Genomic DNA, 17654 nt, shown 5'->3' with positions numbered 1-17654 from the left:
TGCTCACGGTTCGATGTCCTTCCGGTTGCCGGCGAACTGGCACACCGCGTCGGCGATGTGCTCGATCTCCGCGTCGGTCAGGTGCGGGTAGACGGGCAGCGCGAGGATGCTCCTGCTGGCCGCGTCCGCGTTGGGCCACACCGCACCCGGCCGCGCGTACGGGGCGAACGCGGGCTGGGCCGGCAGCGGCGCCGGGTAGTACACGTGTGTGCCGATCCCCTGCGCGGCGAGGTGTTCGGCGAGATCGTCGCGACGGTCGGTACGCAGGCAGTAGACGTAGAAGCAACGCCCGTCGCGGCCCGCGGGCGGTGGCTGGATGCCGGGCAGGGCCGCGAAGCGGGCGGTGTAGTACTCGGCGATCCGGGCCCGTCGCGCGAGCCTGCCTGCCAGCCCGGGGAGGCGGCGCAGCTGGAAGGCGGCCATGACCTCGTCGAACCGGCTGTTGAACCCGATCCGGTGGTGCACGAACCGTTGCCTGCCGTCCTGCCCGTGGTTGCGCAGCATCCGGACGGTGTCCGCGAGGTCAGGGTCGCGGGTGACCACGGCGCCGCCCTCGCCCGGCATGCCGAACGACTTCACCTGTACGAACGAGAACACGCCCGCGTCGCCCCAGGTGCCCGCGGGCCTGCCGTCGAGCACGGCGCCCTGTGCGACGGCCGAGTCCTCGATCAGCCGCAGCCCGTGCCGCGCGGCGAGTGCCTCGAACGCGGGCATGTCGGCCATGACCGAGAACTGGTGGGCGGGCATGAGTGCCCTGGTGCGCGGGGTGATCGCGGCCCGCGCGAGTTCCGGGTCGAGCGTCATCGTGTCCGGCCGCACGTCCGCGAACACCGGCGTCGCACCCGAGCTGACCACGGTGGCGGCGAGCGGCGCGCAGCCGAACGCGGGCACCACGACCTCGTCCCCCGGCCCGATCCCCAGCGCGGCGAGCACGAGCGTGAGCGCGGACGTGCCGCTGCCGCAGGTGACCACGGCGGCGCCGTCGAGTGTGCCGGACAGCGCCTGCTCGAACCGGGCGGTGTGCTCCCCGAGGATGAACCGTTGACCGGTGCCGGTGCCGAGGTCGTGGACGATCTCGAGCAGGGTCGCCCGGTCGGTTTCGAAGAGGTCGGGCGGGAAGAACGGCAGGGTCCTCGTCACGATTCGGTTCCCGTGTGGAAGCGGCGGATCGCCGCGCAGACCCGGTCCACGTCGGCGAGGCCGAGGTCGGGGTACAGCGGCAGCGCGATGGTGTGGCGGCAGGCGGCCTCGGCGTGCGGGAAGTCGCCCGGCCGGTGCCCGAGGGCGGCGAAGCAGGGCTGCAGGTGCAGCGGGACCGGGTAGTAGACCTCGGTGCCGATGCCCTCGGCGGTGAGTGCCGACGCGAGCCGGTCGCGGTCCTCGACCTCGATGACGTAGACGTAGCAGACGTCGCGGCCGGGCCGGAGGGCGCCGGGCAGTGCGCGGATGCCGGGGACGCCGGTGAGGCGTTCCGTGTAGGCGGCGGCGAGCTCGGCGCGCCGGGCGATGTCCTGTTCGAGCGAGGTCAGCTTCGCGACGAGGACGGCGGCCTGGACGTCGTCCATCTTGCTGTTGACCCCGACGAGTGCGCTGCCGGTGCGGATCGCCGGGAAGTTGTCCACCGTGGACCCCGGCCTGCCGTGGTGGCGCAACGCGGCGGCCCTCGCGGCGGTCCCTGGGTCGTCGGTGAGTACCGCGCCCGCGTCGCCGATCGCGCCGAGTGTCTTGCTGGGGAAGAACGACAGGACTCCGCCCGCACCGTGCAGGCCGGCGTGGCGCCCGTCCTGCCACATGCCGATCGCCTCGGCGCTGTCCTCGAACAGCGTGAGGCCGCGCCGCCGCGCGAGTGCCGCGAACGCGGGCATGTCGGCCATCCGGTCGAACAGGTGCACCGGCATGAGCGCGCGGGTGCGCGCGGTGATCGCCCGAGCCGCCGATTCGGGGCACAGCTGGTGGGTCACCGGGTCGATGTCGGCGAACTCGGGCCGCCCGCCGGCGTGCACGACCGAGGTCGCGGTGGCCACGAACGTGAACGCGGGCACCACGACGCCGTCGCCGGGTGCCAGGCCGCCCGCACGCAACAGGAGGATCAGCGCGTCGGTCCCGCTGTTCACCCCGACGACGTGGGCGGCCCCGGTGTAGTCGGACAGGCGGCGTTCCAGCTCGGCGACCTGCGCGCCGTGGGAGTACTTGCCGTTGTCGGCGACCTGGTGCAGGCCGGCCTCGATGACCGGCCACAGCCGGGAGAAGGTCGCGGCCTGGTGGAAGAACGGGATCGGCGCCTGACTTCGGGACAGCGGTATTTGCTTGTGCGGCAGGGAAACTACGGCCATGGCCCCTCGTCTGTTCGCGAATGCCTCGCACTCGAACGTAACCGCGTCGCGGAGCACCGGGGAGGTGTGCGCACCCGAATCATCAGGTCGGGTCTGTCGCGTTAACTCGATCGACAACGTCGGCGACACAGCGCGACCAAGTTGATGTTGGAAGCAGTTCTCGTTGGTCGCCGATGTCGGTGCCCCGCGCTACCGTCGGGCGCGTTCTCGTTGGCACACCGGAGAAACACCACACATGCGAGGGAAGGACGGCGATGCCGCACACGGTGGTGGTAGGGCTGGGACGGTCCGGCGGCGGGTTGCACGCGCCGGTGCTGCGCCGGCTTCGCGACACACATCCGGAACTGTTCGCGGCTCATCCGATCGTGGGATTCGATCCCCGTTCCGGTACGGCGTTGCGTGACGGGCTCGCCGTCGACTCGCTCGAGCGCGCCGCGGCGGCCGTGCCGCCCGATGACACGGTCGTGCACGTCTGCACGCCACCGGGCACCCGCGTCCCGGTGCTCACCCGGCTGGCCGGGCTCGGGTTCCGGCGGTTCGTCGTGGAGAAACCGGTCGCCGCCGACCCGGCTGCGCTCATCGGGATCGAGCGCCTGCGGGCCGCCCACGGGCTCGACATCGTCGTCGTGACGCAGTGGCTCGCCTCGGCGCTGACCCGCCGCATCGACGACGTGGTGCGCTCGGGCCGGTTCGGGCCGCTCCGGTCGATCATGGTGCGCCAGGACAAGCCCCGGTTCGGCCGCTCCCGCGGCGCGGGGCACGCCGACGCGTTCGACGTCGAGATCCCGCACACGCTCGCGGTCGCGCTCACACTGGCCGGTCCGGCACGGCTCACCACCGCGGGCCGTCCGGAACCGGATCTCGGGCCGCTGGCCGGGGCCTGGCTGTCGGTGCGGCACGACGGCGGTGCGCACACGACGATCCGCTCGGACCTGACCTCCCCGGTGCGCCGCCGCGAGATCACCCTGCGGTTGCGGGACACGACGGTGGTGGGCCACTACCCGGTGTCCGCCGACGACCACCACGCCCAGCTCCGCGTCGGCGACGGTCCCCGCGAGGTGTTCGAGGACGAGTCGCTCGGCGCCTTCCTGCTGGCCGCCTACCGGTACTTCGCGGGCATGGCCCCGGCACCGCCTGGCGAGTTCACCGACCACGCCCGCGTGGTGCGGCTGCTCGCCGGGGCACGTGCACTCGCCGACCAGGACGTGACCGCCCATGCCGGCTGACACGTGGCCCGCCGGTGGTCTCGCCGGGATCGGCGACGAGGCGGCGCCGACCCTGACCGGACAGCTCCGCGCGGTCGAACTGCTCGGCTGGGACGCCGTCGAACTGCGCACTGTGGACGGTCACGCGCTCGCCGACCTCGACCGCGCCTGCCGCGACCGGCTCGTCCGCGCGGTGCGGGACGCGGGGCTGCGCGTGGTGTGCCTGGACTCCCGGATCGGCGGCTGGGCAGGCACGATCGCCGACCCGTTCGACCCCGACCGCGCCGAACTGGCTTCGCTCGCCGAGCTGTGCGCCGACCTGGGCACCCGCTACGTGCGGATCATGTCCTACCCCAACGCGGGACTGCCGGAGCCGCGGTGGCGGCAGGAGGTCGTCGACCGGGTCCGCCACCTCGCCGACCTCGCCGAGTCGGCCGGGATCACGTTGCTGCACGAGAACTGCGTCGGCTGGGCGGCCTCCCGGGCCGACCGCGCGCTCGACCTGCTGCACACCGTCGGGAGCCCCGCGCTGCGGCTGCTGTTCGACATCGGCAACGGCCCCGCCCACGGCTACACCGCGGCCGACCTGCTGGCCGAACTCGTGCCGTTCGTCGCGCACGTCCACGTCAAGGACGCGGTCGGCGACGGCGAGGACACCACCTACACCCTGCCGGGCGACGGCCGGGCCGGGGTGGTGGCGTGCCTGCGCCTGCTGAGTGCCGCCGGGTACGACGGCGTGCTGTCGATCGAGCCGCACCTCGCCACCCGGCCGCACGAGGACCGGTGGGCCGACGCCGGTGGCACGGCCGCGTTCGTCGCGGCCGGGCACCGCCTTGCCGAGCTGGTGCGGGGTGTGCGGTGACCCGGCAGGCCACGCGACTGTCCACCGAGGACCACGAGCTGTTGCTGCGGCTGCTCCGGGTGCCGACGGTGAACCCGCTCGAAGGCGGTGTCTCCGAGATCGCGGCCGCGCAACGGCTCTACGCGGCCGCCGCCGCGACGGCCGGGTTCACCACCGTGCACCACGCGGCGCCGGACCCCGGGGTGCTCGACCGCGAGGACGTGCCACTGCTCGTGCGCCACCGCGCCCGCGAACCCGGTTTCCTCGCCACGCAGCCGAGTCTGGTGCTGCGCCTCGGGCCCGCGGACGTGCCGACGGTGATGTTCAACGTCCACCTCGACACCGTCGCCGGGCAGGTGCCGGTCGGGTTCGACGGCACCCGGTTCACCGGACGTGGCGCCGTCGACGCCAAGGGGCCCGCGGTCGCGCTGCTCGCCGGGGTGCGTGCCGCCCGGCCGGTGCTCGGCCGCGACGTCGCCGTGCTGGTGCAGGCCGTGGCCGGTGAGGAGGGCGGCGCCATGGGCACCTACGGCACCCGCCCGCTCGTCGAGGCCGGGTTCACCGGGCGCCTCAACGTGTTCTGCGAGCCGACCGGCCTGCGGTACGCCACCAGGTCCACGGCCGCGATGACCGCGTGCGTGTCGGTCGATGGCGACGGGAGCATCGACGACCGGCCCGACGCCGGTCACAACGCGACGGTCCTGCTCGGTTTCCTCGCCCAGCACCTGGCCGCCGAACTCGACGGCGCCGAACCGGAAGGCCGCGTGTGCGTCGCCGGGCTCTACACCGGCACGGCCCACAACCGGGTCTACGGCACCGGACGGCTCCTGCTCAACCTGTCCTACCCGTCGCTCGCGGCGGGCAGGCGCTCCGAGCAGCGCCTCACCGACGCGGTCCGCACCGGGATCGCCGCGTTCCGCGGCCGTTTCGGGGACAGCCGCGAGCTGCGGCGCACCGCGGCCGACGCCACCCGGATCGTGTCGCTGCGCTGGCACAAACGCGGGCTGCCCGCACTCGACTGCCGCGACAGCTGGGCCACCGGCCTGCTCGACGCCGCCGGTGTCGCGGCGTGGCCCGCCGACGAACCCCCGTTCACCTGCGACGCCATCTGGCTGCAGGACGTGCCAGGCACCGCGACGGTGGTGCTCGGTCCGGGCTGCCTCGCGGCCAACAACGCCCACGCCGACGGCGAGTACGCCGAACTGTCCCAGCTCGACACCTTCGCCGACACCGTCACCCGCGTGCTCACCGAGTTCGCGGCGCGGTGCGCCCATGAGGAGAACCATGGCCAGCACGATGTCCGAGACCTCCCCCCACACCGCGGTGCGGGTGCCCTACCGGGACCTGCTGTCGTTCACCGCGCGGCTGTTCCGCGACCGTGACGTGCCCGCCGCCCGCGCGGACGCCGCGGCGGCCGCACTGCTCTACGGCGACCTGCACGGGCTGGGGTCCCACGGCCTCGCGAACCTGTGCCGGCTGTACCTGCCGCTGTTGGAGTCCGGCCGGTGTGATCCCGCCGCGGAACCCGTCGCCCTCCGCGACACCGGGCCCGCCGTCCTGCTCGACGCGCGGAACGCGCTGGGCCTGTGGGCGGCCACCGAGGCCATGGAGCTGGCGACGAAGAAGGCAGTCGCCTACGGCGTCGGGCTGGTGTCCGTCCGGGGCGGCACCCACTTCGGGTGCGCGGGACACCACGCCGCCCTCGCGGCCGAACGGGGCATGATCGGGGTGGTCGCGAGCAACTGCGGCGGCCAGCGGATCGCCCGGCCGCCCGGCGGCGCCGTGGCCGTGCTCGGCACCAACCCGCTGAGCGTCGCCGCGCCCGCTTTGCCGGACCGGCCGTTCGTGCTCGACATGAGCACCACCGTCGTGCCGACGGGCCGCGTCCGTGCCGCGGCGCGGGCGGGCACCGCGATCCCCGAGGGCTGGCTCGCCGACGACACCGGCGCCCCGGTCACCGACCCGGCCGCGTTCGACCGCGGTGACGCGCACCTGCGGTGGCTGGGCGGTGACGCGCACACCGGCGCGTACAAGGGTTTCGGGCTCGCGGTCGCGGTCGAGGTGCTGACCGCCGCGCTCGCGGGCGCGGCACTCGGCCCGGCACCCGACGCCCTCGGCGGCGACGGCCGCCCGCACGGCAGTGACGACGACATCGGCTACCTCGTGCTCGCGATCGCACCGGACACGCTGCGCCCAGCGGGGGCGTTCACCGTGTCGGTCCGGACCCTGTTCGCCGCGCTCGCCGACTGCCCACCGGTACCCGGCGCGGACCCGGTCCGCTACCCCGGCTGGCTGGAGGCTGAACGGGCCGCGCGGCACCGGGCCGACGGGGTGCCGCTCGCCGCGGACGTGTACCGCGATCTCGTCGTCGCGGGGTTCGGCCGATGATCCGCGTCGGCATCGTGGGGCTCGGCGTCATCGGGACGTACTACCGAGCCGCCGTCGCCGACCACCCCGGCCTGCGGCTGGCCGCGGTCTGCGACCTGCGCCCGGAGCTGCTCGACGAGCTGGGTGGCGACGCGTGCGACCGGTACACCGACCACCGCCGCATGTTCGCCGAGGCGGACCTGGACGCCGTCGTCGTCACCGTGCCCAACGACGCGCACCACGCGGTCTGCCGGGACGCCATCGCCGCCGGGGCCGCGGTGTGCGTGGAGAAGCCGCTCGCCACCACGCTGGCCCACGCGTGCGACCTCGACCGGCGTGCCCGCGCCGCCGGTGTGCCCTTGTACACCGCGTTCCACCGGCGCCACAACGACAACCTCCACGCCCTTCTGTCCACCATGGGGTCGACGGCTTCGCACGTGGTCGTGCGGTACCTCGAACGCATCGAGGAGCACGTCGGGGTGGACGCGTGGTACCTCGACCCCGCCCGCTGCGGTGGCGGCTGCGTCGCGGACAACGGGCCCAACGCCTTCGACCTCGTGCGCGCGTTCCTCGGCGACGTGTCGGTGACCGGCGTGACGATCACCAGGGAGGCCGGGATCGACCGGCGGGCGGTGGTCGCGTTGCGGGCGCCGACCGGTGCGACGGCACGGGTCGAGCTGGACTGGTCGTTCCCCGGCGAGGTCAAGGACGTGCGGGTCGAGCTGGCCGACGGCAGCGTCCGCCACGCCGACCTGCTGGCCGGGCACCCGGGGTTCAAGCAGTCGCTGTGGCACGAGTACCGCGGTGTGGTCGCCGAGTTCGCCGGGCTGGTCCTGGGCGGCGGACGCGCGGGCGGCGGCGGGCTGGCCGCGCTCGCGCTGGTCGAGTCGTGTTACCGGATGGAAGGGCTGGAGAGGACGGCGTGATGCGGGAGAACGGTGCGAAGCGGCCCGTGGCGGGTGCGCTGGTGAAGGTGCTGCTGCACCGGCGCGACGAGCGCGGGATGACACTCGAACCGCACGCGAGCCGGTGTGTGCGGGAGGGTGAGGTGCACGAGCTGGTCACCACCGACCACGCGGAGACCGCCCCCGGCGCCAGGATCGACCGGGTCGGGTTCCTCGGGTTCGCGGAGCTGCACAACGCGGGCGTGATCGACCGCGGCGACGAGGTGTGGATCGGCGATCGGCTCGTCGGCACCGTGCACGGGTTCGACGCCTGCCACTTCCCGAACCACTACAACATCCTCATCGCCGCGCCGAGGCCGGTCTCCGGTGGCGACCTGGCGCTGGCGCCGGAGCTGCCCGTGACGTTCCGGCCGGTGCCGTGAAAGGGAACGGGGGCGGCGCCGCCCGGCACCGCCCCCGTCTTCCGCGTCGCCGGGTCAGCCCAGGAGCGGCACGTCCAGCTTGCCGAAGTGGAAGTTCCGCACCGCCGCCAGCAGCTCGTCGACGGTCAGCTCACCGCTGTTGTCGGTGTCGATCTGGCGGAAGGCGTCCCGCGCGGTCGACTCGCTCACGCCGATCCCCTTGAGCCACTGCGTGAACTCGTCCTGGTTGATCATGCCGTCGCCGTTGCGGTCGCACAGCCCGACGAGCGCCTCCATCACCGGCCGCAGCACCCGGTTGAAGCTGGCCTCGCCCTCCGAGAACATCAGCTTCTCGTTGATCTGGAGGAACTGGTCCTCGCTGACCGAGCCGTTGCCCGGCACCCCGGCCTCACGGGCGTGGTACTCGAACAGGTTCCGGAAGGCGTCCTTGAGCGCCTTGGCCTCGCGGGACTGCGGCTGCGCCCCGAACAGGCCCGTGATGCGGTCGGCCTCACGCTCGAAGTCCGTACGTTCCAGCGAACCGCTGCCGTCGACGTCCCACTTGGCGAAACGCAGACGGAGCCGGTCGTTGGCGATGGCAGTAGTCATATGACAGAAATCCCTTTTCCTATGTTGACGACACAACGAACCGGCTTTCTGCCGGAGCCTTCACAAATACCGGACACGGCTCCCGGAAATCCTTCCCCTGGTGTCCAGGAGCAGCCGAGTGGCACGCGCCAGCAGAACGGGGTCGTAATCCCGGTGGTTCTGCAGAAGAATCGTCAGGTCGGCGTCCGCGACGGCGGCGCCCACGTCGGCGGCACGGGGCAGGGCACGGCCGCCGACGCGGAACTCCGGCACGTACGGGTCGTGGTAGGTCACCTCGGCGCCGCGATCGAGCAGGCCGGCCGCGATCGGCGCGGCTGGGGTCTCCCGGACGTCGGGCACGTCCGCCTTGTACGTCACCCCGAGCAGCAGCACCGACGCGCCGCGCACGTCACCGAGCAACTCCCCCGCCCGCCGCAGCACGTTGGCGGGCGCGCCGTCGTTGACCGCCCTGGCGGCCTCGACCAGTGAGAACGTGAACCCCTCCGTGTCCGCCTTGCTGGTCAGGTACAGCGGGTCCACCGGGATGCAGTGCCCGCCGACCCCCGGCCCAGGCGTGAACGACGCGAAGCCGAACGGTTTGGTGCCCGCGCAGTGCAGCACGTCCCACACGTCGATGCCGGTCACGTCGCAGTACCGCGCGAACTCGGTGACCAGCGCGATGTTGACGAAGCGGTAGGTGTTCTCGAGCAGCTTGGCCAGTTCCGCCTCCCGCGTCCCGCGGGCGACGACCACCGTGTCGACGAACCGGCTGTAGAACGTGGCGCAGTACTTGGCGCACAGGGGCGTGTGGCCGCCGACCACCTTCGGGGTGTTGGCGAGACCGAACCGGGTGTTGCCCGGATCGATCCGCTCCGGCGCGAACGCGAGGTAGAAGTCCTCGCCCGCGACCAGTCCGCTGTGCCGCTCCAGCAGCGGCAGCACGACCTCCTCGGTGACGCCGGGAAACCCCGTCGACTCCAGCACGACGAGCGTGCCGGGCCGCAGGTGCGTGCCCACGTCCGCGCTCGCCGCCCGCAGCGGACCGAGGTCCGGGGTCCGGTCTGCGGTGAGCCCGGTGGGCACGCAGATCACGACCGTGTCCGCGCCGGTCACCACCGCGGGGTCGGTGCCCGCGGTGAACCCGGCGGCGAGCATCGCGGCGACCTCGGCGTCGGACACCCCCGCGACGTGCGAGCGGCCCGCGGCGAGGACGTCGACCACCTCGTGGTCGACGTCCAGCCCCGCGGTCCGCAGTCCGGCCCGGCAGGCACGCTGGGCGAGCGGGGTGCCCACGTAGCCCATGCCGACGACGACCAGGTCGTGCCCGGCCGTCACCTGTCGACCGAGAACGAACCGGAGCCTGCCGCGACGTGCGAGCCGTACCCCGGTGCCACGGTCAGGCCGGGGGTGACACAGAACGGGTCGCCGTGCACCCGCACGGGTTTGTCGGTCTGGTTGACGAGGACGTGTGCCGCCGTCGGCAGTTTCACGCAACCGGACGGGTTTTCCACGACGGTCAGCTCGGTCGACTCAACGGAGAACACGACGACCTCTCCCGTCGCCGGCGCGGCGACCGCGGGTGCGGCGGTGGCGAACGTCATCGCGACAGCGATTGCCGCGCCACCGGCGGCGAGGAATTTCTTCATGCGTTCCTCCCTGGACATCGGAACTCTCACCGAATTTAGCAACGCCCGCGCACAACGTCAGGAAATCGGCGTGCACTGGCCCGTAAAGGGTGCACTCGCCGGAATTTGTTTCGAGAATCCGGACACTCAGCGTCGCGACGTCATCCGCGCTCCCACCGCGTGGCACCGGCCGTGCGAGTTCCGGCGACAGAGGGTCACCTCAGACGTCGTGCCGCGGTGGACAACCCGCCGAGGCTGACCGTCATCACGAGCACACCGAGCACCGCGATGACCGCCGGGGTGACCGGTGAACGCAGCGGACCCTGTTGTGCCAGTTCGTGTTCCGGCTCGGGCTCCGGTACGGCCGCCGGTGGCGGCCGTACCGTCCCGGGTGCCGCGGCCGCCTCGGCGACCTCCGGCGCCAGCCGGACCTCGGCGGTGCTGCTGACCGGGACCGGGCCCACCACGGCGGTGCTCACGTCGGGCACACCGGTCACGGTGAGCGTGACCGTGGCGGGCCCGGTCACCACGACCCGGCACGTGTGGACGGCGGTGGCGCCCGGTTCGAGGCGCGGCAGGAACCGGTGGCACGCGGCCGGTTCGCCGGTCACCGCGACATTCGTGAACGCGACGTCGCCGGTGTTGCGCACCCGGATCGTGAGCGTCGTCGTGCCGCCCGGCGCCACCGGGTGCTCCGGGACCACGATCTCCAGCGCCAGACCGACACGCACGATCCGGTACGACGCCCTGGCACGCGCGGTGACCGGCGCGCCGAGTTCGTCCACCGCGGTGGCCGTCACGGGAACGAGGGCAGGCGGCGCGGTGCAGTCGGCCGTGGCGGTCGCGGCCGGTGCGAGGACGGTGGCCACCACCCGGTCACAGCCGAGACCACGCAGCCGCACCGACGAAACGGGTGCGTCGCCGGAGTTGGTCACGGTGACGCGGTGGGTGACCGGTTTCCCGATGAGCACCACCGGTTTCGGGGTGCCGACCCGCACGGTGAGCGCGGGGCGGATGACGCGGGTGGCCGCGGTGGCCGTCGCCGCGTGGGTGCCACCCGCCGCGTCGGTGGCACTGGCCGACGCGGCGAGCGTTCTGCCGCCGGGACCCGTGCAAACCAGTTCCGCGTGCGCACCGGGGGCCAGCGGCCCGACCACCCGACGGCAGCCGAGATCGGACGCCACCACGACGTCGTGCAGCGGTACGCCGCCGGTATTGGTGACGACAGACCGCTGGGTGACGTCCTCGCCCTCGTGCGTGACAGGGCGGTCCACCGAGGTGTGCAGTGCGATGCCGGGAAGTGGCACCGACAACGCGAGCCCGTACAGCAGGTAGTGGTCGGCGCCCGAGGTCGCCTCGATCTCGACCGCGGTGTCGCCGGGGCGCACCACGCCGGCGGCCAGCTCGATCGTGGTGACGTCGACGCTCATGTTGTTGACGTGTGCGGGTTCCCGTGCGCCGTCCGCGCCGGACACGAAGACGTTGCCGGGGCCGTCCTGGCCCGCCTGCTGGCTGCCGTTCACGCGCAGGGTGTCGCCGCCGATGGCGCGGTCGCCTTCCAGCGCGGCCACGGCGAGCCTGGTGGTGCCGCCCGCGGCACGCAGGCCGGGTGGTGCCAGCAGCACGTGTGCCGTGCTCCCGGCCACGCGTTCGTGTCCGGTGTGGACGGTGACGCGGTGCCGGGCCGCGTCGGCGCGGGACCACACCGCGGTGACGGACCAGCCGCCCGCGCAGTCGCGGCCCTGACCGGTGCGGACGTCGCCGACCGTGAGGTCGACCGGTCCGGTCGTGTCCGCGAGACGGTCGGTCACGTCCGCGTGCGCGCTGTACCAGCGGTCGGCGCCAGGCGGGCTCGGCTCGGCCGTGAACGCCGCCGCGGCGACGGGAACGCCTTCGCGGCCACCCACCGCGACCCTGACCGCGGCAGGCGTGCCCGGCGGCCATGTCGCCGTCCGCCCGCACAGACCGGTGGATCCCGCGCGCAGCACACCACCCCACGACAGGGTCGCGTGCACGATCCGCGCACCGGCCGGGACGTCGACCCGCGCGGACGACGACGTCACGGTGCGGGGGTCGTCGTCGGTGTCCGTCCACACCATCGAGTGATCGTTGTTCAGCGCGCCGTTCGCCGCACCCGTCTCGGCGTCCCGGCACGCCAGCGCGCCCGGACCCGGCGGGCAGCGGGTGACCGCGTTGCCCGCGACGGCGACATCGCCGGTGACCTCACCGTCGAACGCCACCGTCCACTCGGGAGCGTGCGGCACGGCCGGCACCGGCGGGGCCACCAGCGCGACCAGCACCGCCACCACCAGCACGACGAGCGACCTGCGCACGGGCATCCATTCCTTCCGTAGTAAGCCTTTTAGTACCGTGTCACAAGTGGACGGCGGAGTTCCCGGTGCGACGATCACCCGATGGAGTCAACTCGGCGGTCGAGTCGCGCGCCGCGGTCCGGATGCGCTAGCGTCCACCGACGACACCGGCAGAACCGCTGACCCGATTGAGAACCGTGGCCTTCGACATCGCCGTCTTCCTCGTGCTCCCGCTGGCCATCGTGATCGTCGTGACGATCCTGGCCGGGCGGCGCGCACGGGCGCGCAGTGAGGACTACGACAGCGACTCCGTCTCGTTCGTCGGCGGGGTGCTGAACGCGTTGTTCACGGTCGTCCTCGCGTTCTTCGTCGTGTTCGCGTGGCAGACCGGCGCCGACCTCGACGGTCACGCGACGACCGAGGCCGACGCCGTGATCGACACCTACTGGCAGCTGGCGGCCGTGCCGCAACCGGACGCCGACCGGATCCGCGCCCTGCTGACCAGGTACGCCACCCAGGTCGCCGACCGCGAATGGCCCGCCCTCACCGAAGGACGCGACGCTCCCGAGGTGACCGAGACGATCACCGAGCTGCGCAGCGCGGTGACCGCCCTGCCCGTCGACGCGGAAATCGTCGCGGAGGCACGAAAACAGGCGCTGCAGAACATCCGCACGATCGACGAGAACCACCGCGCGCGCGTGGAGATGGCCACGTCGGACGACGCGTTCACGATCGCACTGCTGATCGGCACCGTCGTCGGCGCGGTGCTGATGCTGGTGTTCCCACTGGTGTTCGGCATGAGCACCAGACCGGCCAACATCGCCGTGATGGCCCTGCTCGCGCTCACCCTCAGCGCCACGCTCTACGTGTGCTGGCAGTTGATGAACCCGCTGGAAGGGTTCTTCGGCACCACACCGGACGCGTTCCGGTCCGCACTGGACGAGATGACGGCACCGCCGAACACGTGATCCGCTCGGCGTGCGAGCACTGACGGGGACCCGGCTACGCGTTCGCCCGGTGGAGGCGTTCGGCCGCCTGCGCACGGACCGCGTCGCAGGACACCGGGGGGTCGCCGTGCAGTGCCTCCCAGCGGGCGTTGTGGGCCGCGGCCCACAGGCTGGCCGCCCACGCGACCTCTCGTTCCTCCTCGGTGAACCGGCGCCCCCGAAGCTCCTGGTAGGCCGTCAGGAACGCGGCGGAACTCTCGACCGGGGCCAGGGTCGGCGGTGTGCCGCTGGCGAACGCACCGGACGCCGCACCCACCAGCGCCGCCTCCGGTTGCCACGCCAGGCTGTCCCAGTCGTGCACGGCCCACACGCCGTCGTCGTGCCAGCAGAGGTTCTGCGCTTCGAAGTCGGCGTGGCCCAGCACGCACGGCAGGCCGGCGGCCAGTAGCCGTTTTCGTGCCCTGGCGGCCGTGTCGACGACGTGCGCGGGCACGACGCTCTGGTCCCGTTCGTCGAGGAAGTCGATCGCGGGCCACAGGCCGGGGTCCTGGTGGTCCCAGCGCGCCCAGCGCGGGTTGGGCAGCGGCGGCGCGACGGTCACGTCTACCAGCTCGGCCATCAGCCGGGCGAACACCGCCGCGTACCGGACGGCGATCTCCGGTGAGTCGCCGGGCAGCAGCTCACCGCCGGACCGGTACTCCTCGGCGTGCACGGCCAGCGCGCCGACGGCGACCGCGGGCGTGAGGGGGCGGGCGCACGGGAACCCCCGCTCCGCCAACCGGGCCTGCGCGGTGACGCACGACGCGGCCCGGCCGTCGTCCTCCCGCGCCTTCACCACGACGTCCCGCCCGTCCGCCAGCCGCAGCCCGAACACCGCCGACGTCGACCGCCGCTCGAACAGCACGCCCGCCGGCTCGTCGCCCAACTGCCCGGCACACCAGGGCGGCAGCCAGTGCGGCAGATCCGTCAACGGCATGTGTGGACTGTGCCATGTGCGCCGGACCCGCGGAAGCGAGCCGGAACGCCGGTTCGCGACGTCCCGACCGACGTGATCTTTGTGGTGAGTGCCACAGGCCACGCGCGCTCCCGCCACCTACGCTGTTGCAAGTAGTTGGCATTAACGGGGACGGGGGCCGAAGACAGGTGGACCAGTGGCGCTAGGCGGCACCGGCATCGCGGCGGCGCGCGACAACATCGAGCCAGGCACCGAGCCCGACGACGAGCCCGACGACGACCTGGGGCACGCCGCGCGGCGGCGCTCGACGGTGCTGTGGGTCGGTGGGCTGTCGGCCGGGTTGCTGGTGACGCTGGTGCTCGCGGTCGGGCTGGGTGCGGTGGCGATCTCCCCCGCCACGGTCGCGCGGATCATCGGGCACCACCTCGCGGGCTGGCCGGCCGGGGTGACGTGGACCGCGCCGCAGGACTCCATCGTGTGGAAGGTGCGGCTGCCCAGGGTGATCCTCGGCGCGCTGGTGGGCGCGGGGCTCGCGGTGTGCGGTGTCGCGCTGCAGGCGATGGTGCGCAACCTGCTGGCCGACCCGTACCTGCTCGGCGTCACCTCGGGTGCGTCGACCGGAGCCGCGGCGGCCATCCTGTTCGGGCTGGGGGCCGGGTTCGGCGAGCACGCGCTCCCCGTCAGCGCGTTCCTCGGGGCGCTCTGCGCGTCGGCCGCGGTCTTCGTGGTGGCCAGGGCCGGTGGGCGGATCACGTCGCTGCGGCTGCTGATGGCGGGCGTCGCGGTCGGCTACGCGCTCTACGCGGCCACCAGCTTCCTGATCTTCGCCGCCGACTCGGCCGAGGGTGCCCGGTCGGTGCTGTTCTGGCTGCTCGGGTCGCTCGGCCTGGCCCGCTGGTCGTGGCCGCTCGCCATCGTCGTCGCGGTGGTGTGCCTGACGGTCGCCGCGCTGATGCTGTGGGGGCGGCGGCTGGACGCGCTGGCGATCGGTGACGAGACGGCGCACACGCTCGGGGTGCCGCCCACCCGGTTCCGGGTGCACCTGCTGCTCGTGGTGTCGCTGTGCGTCGGCGCGATCGTCGCGGCGTCCGGCGGCATCGGGTTCATCGGCCTGGTGATCCCGCACGTGGCCCGCCGGTTCGTCGGCGCGGCACACGGCCGGGTCATCCCGGTCGCGGCCCTGATCGGCGCCATCTTCCTCGTGTGGGCCGACGTCGCCGCACGCACCGTGCTCCAGCCGAGGGAGCTGCCCATCGGCATCATCACCGCCCTCGTCGGCGCCCCGTTCCTGCTGATCCTCGTCCGGCGCTTCCACGCCTCCAGCACCTGACCCCGCACGACAGAAGGAGACCCATGTACGCCAGGCGCGGCCCGCGGCTACTGGCTCCGCTGCTGACGCTCGCCCTGTTCGCCACCGCCTGCGCGGCCGGTGACTCCGGTGGTGGCGACGCACCGGCGGGCGGCGCGGGCTTCCCACTGACCGTGCGGAACTGCGGTACCGACGTGACGTTCGACGCGCCGCCGGAGCGGATCGCGTTGCTGGAGAGCGCGCCGGTCACGATCCTGCACGGGCTGGGCGTCCTCGACAGGGCGGTGCTGCGGGCGGGCGCGTTCCCCGAGGAGTACTACGACGCCGGGACCAACGCGGCGATCGCGGGCATCGAGTCGCTCGGCGAGGACCTCGACGAGAGCGGGCACCTGCAGATCTCGCGGGAGACGATCATCGCGCAGGAGCCGGAGCTGGTGCTCGGCCTGCCGGACGGCATCACCAGGGAGGGCCTGGCCGAGGTGGGCATCAACGCGCTGGTGCAGCCGGTGTACTGCCCGGACGGGGTGGACGCGACGACCTTCGACGACGTCTACGAGCAGATCGAGCTGTACGGCCGGATCTTCGGCCGGACCGACGAGGCCGCCACGCTGGCCGCCGGTCTGCGCGAGCGCGAGACCGCGGTCGAGGAGTCCGTCGAAGGACGGCCGGAGCGCACCGCGGCCGTCCTCTACCCGACCGTCGGCGGCGGCAGCGGCTACGCGTACGGCAACCGGAGCATGGCGCACCCGCAACTGGCGGCGGCGGGGTTCACGAACGTCTTCGGTGACGTCGACGAGCGGGTCTTCGAGGTGACGACCGAACAACTGGTCGCCGCCGATCCCGACGTGCTGGTCCTGCTCCACGTCGACGGCGAGCCCGACGACGTGAAGGACGCCCTCGTCACGCTGCCCGGCGCCGACACCCTGCGCGCGGTGCGCGACGACGAGATCCTGGTCCAGCTGTTCAACTTCACCGAACCGCCGACGCCGCTGTCGATGACCGGGCTGGAGCGGATCGCCGACCGGTTCGGCGCGGGCCGGTGATCACCGCCGACGCCGTCTCGTTCGGCTACGGCCACGCCCTCGTACTCGACGGGGTCCGGGTCGCGGCCGGTCCCGGCCAGGTCGTCGGCCTCATCGGCCCCAACGGCAGCGGCAAGACCACGCTGCTGCGGACGCTGTACGCCGCACTGACCCCGCGCGCGGGCCTGGTCACGCTGGACGGGACGCGGATCGGTGACCTCGGGCCACGCGAGCTGGCGCTGCGGATGTCGGTGGTCGCGCAGGAGGGCTCCGGCGAGCTGCCGCTCACGGTGGCCGAGGCGGTCCTGCTCGGCAGGGCGCCGCACCTGACGACCTTCCAGCGCCCCGGCCGCGACGACCACCGCATCGCCGCGGCGGCACTGGCGAGGGTCGGCGTCCGGCACCTGGCCGACCGCGTCTTCTCCGGACTGTCCGGCGGGGAGAAACAACGCGTGCTCATCGCGCGGGCGCTCACGCAGCGGGCCGACCACCTGCTGCTCGACGAGCCGACCAACCACCTGGACATCCGCTACCAGCACGAGGTCCTGGCTCTGGTCCGGCGGCTCGGGGTCACGACCGTCGTGGTGCTCCACGACCTCAACCTCGCGGCCCGCTACTGCGACGAGCTGGTCCTGCTCGACTCCGGCCGGGTCGCCGCCACCGGCACCCCGGACGCCGTCCTGCGACCGGAGGTGCTGGAGCCGGTCTACGGCATCGGCGTACAACGCGTCGGCACCGACGACGGACTCCAGTTGCTGTTCCGCCCTCTCGACACCGAGGAGAACCCCGCATGACGGACCTGGTCGACACCGCACAGGAGAACATCAACGGTACTGGACGCGGC

At 73.0% G+C, this 17654-nt stretch carries 17 protein-coding genes; 10 read left to right on the top strand and 7 right to left on the bottom strand.

All coding sequences use genetic code 11. The features are described from left to right. Window positions 1-3: 3 nt before the first annotated feature. Complete coding sequence (locus ACFPCV_RS27065; RefSeq protein WP_378059158.1) at window positions 4-1140, bottom strand: DegT/DnrJ/EryC1/StrS family aminotransferase; 1137 nt, start codon at window positions 1138-1140, stop codon at window positions 4-6. After that, on the bottom strand, window positions 1137-2333 hold the full coding sequence (locus tag ACFPCV_RS27060) for a DegT/DnrJ/EryC1/StrS family aminotransferase (protein WP_378059157.1): 1197 nt from the start codon (window positions 2331-2333) through the stop codon (window positions 1137-1139). Before ACFPCV_RS27060 ends, ACFPCV_RS27065 begins: the two co-directional genes overlap by 4 nt. A 254-nt stretch (window positions 2334-2587) precedes the next feature. Between ACFPCV_RS27060 and ACFPCV_RS27055 the strand changes: the two genes are divergently transcribed. Genes ACFPCV_RS27055 through ACFPCV_RS27030 form a run of 6 tightly spaced genes read left to right on the top strand, consistent with a single transcriptional unit; the run spans window position 2588 to window position 8073 of the window. Beyond that, the gene (locus ACFPCV_RS27055; protein WP_378059156.1) at window positions 2588-3559 is read left to right on the top strand and encodes a Gfo/Idh/MocA family oxidoreductase; all 972 of its coding nucleotides are present in this window, start codon (window positions 2588-2590) and stop codon (window positions 3557-3559) included. Continuing rightward, on the top strand, window positions 3549-4400 hold the full coding sequence (locus ACFPCV_RS27050) for a sugar phosphate isomerase/epimerase family protein (RefSeq protein WP_378059155.1): 852 nt from the start codon (window positions 3549-3551) through the stop codon (window positions 4398-4400). The genes ACFPCV_RS27055 and ACFPCV_RS27050 overlap by 11 nt, the downstream gene beginning before the upstream one ends. After that, the gene (locus ACFPCV_RS27045) at window positions 4397-5761 is read left to right on the top strand and encodes a M20/M25/M40 family metallo-hydrolase (RefSeq protein WP_378059154.1); all 1365 of its coding nucleotides are present in this window, start codon (window positions 4397-4399) and stop codon (window positions 5759-5761) included. Before ACFPCV_RS27050 ends, ACFPCV_RS27045 begins: the two co-directional genes overlap by 4 nt. Further along, on the top strand, window positions 5664-6767 hold the full coding sequence (locus tag ACFPCV_RS27040; protein ID WP_378059153.1) for an Ldh family oxidoreductase: 1104 nt from the start codon (window positions 5664-5666) through the stop codon (window positions 6765-6767). Before ACFPCV_RS27045 ends, ACFPCV_RS27040 begins: the two co-directional genes overlap by 98 nt. Continuing rightward, window positions 6764-7672 carry a Gfo/Idh/MocA family protein gene (locus ACFPCV_RS27035; protein WP_378059152.1) on the top strand — a complete coding sequence of 303 codons (909 nt, stop codon included), beginning with the start codon at window positions 6764-6766 and terminating at the stop codon, window positions 7670-7672. Before ACFPCV_RS27040 ends, ACFPCV_RS27035 begins: the two co-directional genes overlap by 4 nt. Beyond that, window positions 7672-8073, top strand: a complete 402-nt coding sequence (locus tag ACFPCV_RS27030; RefSeq protein ID WP_378059151.1) for a DUF6917 domain-containing protein — start codon at window positions 7672-7674, stop codon at window positions 8071-8073. Before ACFPCV_RS27035 ends, ACFPCV_RS27030 begins: the two co-directional genes overlap by 1 nt. A 54-nt stretch (window positions 8074-8127) precedes the next feature. On the opposite strand, the gene ACFPCV_RS27025 is transcribed toward ACFPCV_RS27030, so the two are convergent. The 4 genes from ACFPCV_RS27025 to ACFPCV_RS27010 form a co-directional block, all read right to left on the bottom strand. Further along, the gene (locus ACFPCV_RS27025; RefSeq protein WP_378059150.1) at window positions 8128-8661 is read right to left on the bottom strand and encodes an EF-hand domain-containing protein; all 534 of its coding nucleotides are present in this window, start codon (window positions 8659-8661) and stop codon (window positions 8128-8130) included. A gap of 60 nt (window positions 8662-8721) precedes the next feature. After that, window positions 8722-9975: a nucleotide sugar dehydrogenase gene (locus ACFPCV_RS27020; protein ID WP_378059149.1), complete on the bottom strand. Its 1254-nt coding sequence runs from the start codon at window positions 9973-9975 to the stop codon at window positions 8722-8724. Then, the gene (locus tag ACFPCV_RS27015; RefSeq protein WP_378059148.1) at window positions 9972-10286 is read right to left on the bottom strand and encodes a hypothetical protein; all 315 of its coding nucleotides are present in this window, start codon (window positions 10284-10286) and stop codon (window positions 9972-9974) included. Before ACFPCV_RS27015 ends, ACFPCV_RS27020 begins: the two co-directional genes overlap by 4 nt. A 194-nt stretch (window positions 10287-10480) precedes the next feature. Beyond that, a complete protein-coding gene (locus ACFPCV_RS27010) occupies window positions 10481-12604 on the bottom strand; it encodes a COG1361 family protein (RefSeq protein WP_378059147.1) in 2124 nt (707 codons plus the stop codon). 170 nt (window positions 12605-12774) lie between these two features. Here ACFPCV_RS27010 and ACFPCV_RS27005 point away from each other — a divergent pair, with 170 nt between their 5' ends. Further along, entirely contained in the window at window positions 12775-13545 is a 771-nt protein-coding gene (locus ACFPCV_RS27005) for a bestrophin-like domain (RefSeq protein ID WP_378059146.1), read from the top strand. Window positions 13546-13579: 34 nt separating this feature from the next. On the opposite strand, the gene ACFPCV_RS27000 is transcribed toward ACFPCV_RS27005, so the two are convergent. Beyond that, a complete protein-coding gene (locus ACFPCV_RS27000; RefSeq protein ID WP_378059145.1) occupies window positions 13580-14500 on the bottom strand; it encodes a phosphotransferase in 921 nt (306 codons plus the stop codon). A gap of 217 nt (window positions 14501-14717) precedes the next feature. Here ACFPCV_RS27000 and ACFPCV_RS26995 point away from each other — a divergent pair, with 217 nt between their 5' ends. The 3 genes from ACFPCV_RS26995 to ACFPCV_RS26985 are packed head-to-tail and all read left to right on the top strand — an operon-like array spanning window position 14718 to window position 17604. Beyond that, the gene (locus ACFPCV_RS26995; protein WP_378059358.1) at window positions 14718-15809 is read left to right on the top strand and encodes a FecCD family ABC transporter permease; all 1092 of its coding nucleotides are present in this window, start codon (window positions 14718-14720) and stop codon (window positions 15807-15809) included. Window positions 15810-15832: 23 nt separating this feature from the next. Beyond that, complete coding sequence (locus ACFPCV_RS26990) at window positions 15833-16831, top strand: ABC transporter substrate-binding protein (RefSeq protein ID WP_378059144.1); 999 nt, start codon at window positions 15833-15835, stop codon at window positions 16829-16831. Continuing rightward, window positions 16828-17604 carry an ABC transporter ATP-binding protein gene (locus tag ACFPCV_RS26985; protein WP_378059143.1) on the top strand — a complete coding sequence of 259 codons (777 nt, stop codon included), beginning with the start codon at window positions 16828-16830 and terminating at the stop codon, window positions 17602-17604. The genes ACFPCV_RS26990 and ACFPCV_RS26985 overlap by 4 nt, the downstream gene beginning before the upstream one ends. Window positions 17605-17654: the final 50 nt, after the last annotated feature.

The sequence above is a fragment of the Actinophytocola glycyrrhizae genome, from assembly GCF_042653545.1.
Classification (GTDB): Bacteria; Actinomycetota; Actinomycetes; order Mycobacteriales; family Pseudonocardiaceae; genus Actinophytocola; species Actinophytocola glycyrrhizae.
The sequence above is the reverse complement of the archived record's forward strand: the minus strand, read 5'-3'. Positions and strand labels throughout refer to the sequence as shown.

Bases quoted from the DNA above. Each gene is read 5' to 3' on its own strand.
- ACFPCV_RS27060 (WP_378059157.1), bottom strand. From the start codon at position 2,333: ATGGCCGTAGTTTCCCTGCCGCACAAGCAAATACCGCTGTCCCGAAGT.
- ACFPCV_RS27055 (WP_378059156.1), top strand. From the start codon at position 2,588: ATGCCGCACACGGTGGTGGTAGGGCTGGGACGGTCCGGCGGCGGGTTG.
- ACFPCV_RS27050 (WP_378059155.1), top strand. From the start codon at position 3,549: ATGCCGGCTGACACGTGGCCCGCCGGTGGTCTCGCCGGGATCGGCGAC.
- ACFPCV_RS27040 (WP_378059153.1), top strand. From the start codon at position 5,664: ATGGCCAGCACGATGTCCGAGACCTCCCCCCACACCGCGGTGCGGGTG.
- ACFPCV_RS27035 (WP_378059152.1), top strand. From the start codon at position 6,764: ATGATCCGCGTCGGCATCGTGGGGCTCGGCGTCATCGGGACGTACTAC.
- ACFPCV_RS27030 (WP_378059151.1), top strand. From the start codon at position 7,672: ATGCGGGAGAACGGTGCGAAGCGGCCCGTGGCGGGTGCGCTGGTGAAG.
- ACFPCV_RS27025 (WP_378059150.1), bottom strand. From the start codon at position 8,661: ATGACTACTGCCATCGCCAACGACCGGCTCCGTCTGCGTTTCGCCAAG.
- ACFPCV_RS27015 (WP_378059148.1), bottom strand. From the start codon at position 10,286: ATGAAGAAATTCCTCGCCGCCGGTGGCGCGGCAATCGCTGTCGCGATG.
- ACFPCV_RS27010 (WP_378059147.1), bottom strand. From the start codon at position 12,604: ATGCCCGTGCGCAGGTCGCTCGTCGTGCTGGTGGTGGCGGTGCTGGTC.
- ACFPCV_RS27000 (WP_378059145.1), bottom strand. From the start codon at position 14,500: ATGCCGTTGACGGATCTGCCGCACTGGCTGCCGCCCTGGTGTGCCGGG.
- ACFPCV_RS26990 (WP_378059144.1), top strand. From the start codon at position 15,833: ATGTACGCCAGGCGCGGCCCGCGGCTACTGGCTCCGCTGCTGACGCTC.